This is a genomic window from Bacteroides sp. D1, assembly GCF_000157095.2.
In the GTDB taxonomy this organism is placed as follows: domain Bacteria; phylum Bacteroidota; class Bacteroidia; order Bacteroidales; family Bacteroidaceae; genus Bacteroides; species Bacteroides xylanisolvens.
Window position 1 is genome coordinate 409,413 of sequence record NZ_JH114331.1, and the last position, 1,753, is coordinate 411,165.

Annotated in this window: 1 protein-coding gene and 1 pseudogene; one reads left to right on the plus strand and one right to left on the minus strand. The window is 29.4% G+C overall.

Going from position 1 to position 1,753, the window contains the following annotated elements:
- A partial coding sequence (locus tag BSAG_RS23825; protein ID WP_008997328.1) for a transposase occupies window positions 1-190 on the plus strand: 190 nt, incomplete at its 5' end.
- A 31-nt stretch (window positions 191-221) separates the two neighbouring features.
- Here the strand turns inward: BSAG_RS23825 and BSAG_RS23830 are convergent.
- Window positions 222-1,753 (minus strand): annotated as a pseudogene (locus BSAG_RS23830) (hypothetical protein); the annotation flags it as partial.

The following is a 1,753-nucleotide window of genomic DNA, read 5'->3' on the forward strand; positions in this document are numbered from 1 at the left end:
CGATACATTCACAACAGTAGCAAACTCTATTGAGAATCATTATGAAAGGATTCTGAACTTCTTTGTGAACAGGAGTACAAATGCAGCAGCGGAAGCATTTAATGCTAAAATCAAAGCATTTAGGGCATCATTTAGAGGAGTAGTGGATATGAGCTTCTTCCTTTTTAGGCTAGCAAAGGTATATGCATGAAGGGAATTGACTAAATTTAATCCCCCAAGAATTACAACTGAGCCCCAATATCTTCTAAAGCTGTTAGGAATTGAAGATTCAATTCGTTATTCGGTAATTTCGCTTTTTTCCCTTTATCACAAACATCTATATAATTTTCATCAATAGCAGAGACAAGATGTGTAATATTGTCATGGTTAGTATATCCTTTTCTAATAAGACGTGTGATTAATTGTACCTTTAAAGCAATATTGTTTGACACTCCTATTAAATTCACTAAAACTTCATCATTAACGTTTACTTCATGTTTATGATTAAACACTTCGATGGCTATATTTGCTAATATTTGTGAACCCTTTAAAATATCATAAGGTAATATACCTATAATATTATATTTATCATCCAAAGAGAAGTTACCATACTTTAAAATTTCTATAGCGTTACTTCTGCTAAATTTATAGTTATAATCAAGTTTCTTTGCGAACTCATGAGAATAATATATGATGTAGTCTGCAAATGAAAGTGTTTTATTAATGATGGTTATTGTTTCTTGATTAAATGGGACTTTTCCTGCTTTAATAAGAATAATTAGGCGTTCTTTCTCTAAATGTTCTAACAATGCTATTTGTGGAAATAAACCGTCAAATGACGTTGTCAGCAAACTATAATTAGATATAGCTAATTCTGTACCTCCCAAAAGGGATGCATATAGAAGATTCTTATTTTCTATGGAATCAGAACATTTCATCAGGGATAGTTCATTTGCATAATGATTTATATATCCACTCAATGTATCAGACAGACATTTTTTGTAAGTATAGTAGTATGAAACATTTTCCCATGTTGGTAATATTATTCGCGTTTCAATAGCCACATCATACATATTTTCATCAAGTATTTCCACAAAACCATCTATATGATAGTTTTGACCACTTAAGTATTTATTTTTGCTATCTTCTGTAATACTAGGAGAATTTAAAATATATAAAAGACTTTCAGGACTTTCATCCTTATTTTCATCCTTAAGTTCTAATATAACAGTGGAAATATTATCTTCAACATATCCTATAAAAGAGTCATTGTTTGTCCCTTTAATTCTAGTATAATTCAAATTATTAAAAGATGGAATAGCTAATCCTTTGGAAAGATGTTTTGTAACTATTACGAGATTGTTTAAGTTGACTTTAAAACAACGGTGCTTAACAATATAATTGAGTAAATCATCAGAACCATCACAAAGATCAGTAAAACAACTGTTTGCAACTAATGTCTGCGTTTTTTCTAAAGTAATTTCTTCTAAATGTTCTACTAAGAATTTGTAATTGGCATTAATCCATTTTTGGATATCTGTTGTTATTTTAGAGCTATATTTTAAATATGCTTCTATCAGATTGTTCTTTTCGGTATTATTATTCCAATTAATAATGCTATTCCATGAATTATCAAACTCTATATAATGTGCAAAAACTTTATTTTGTTGTTTTCCTTCTATATAATATTGAGACAAGAACTGAAGGGGTGCATCATTCCGTTCTAAGCGATACATAAAATGATTGAACATCTCTTTATGGATACTTTTTGATG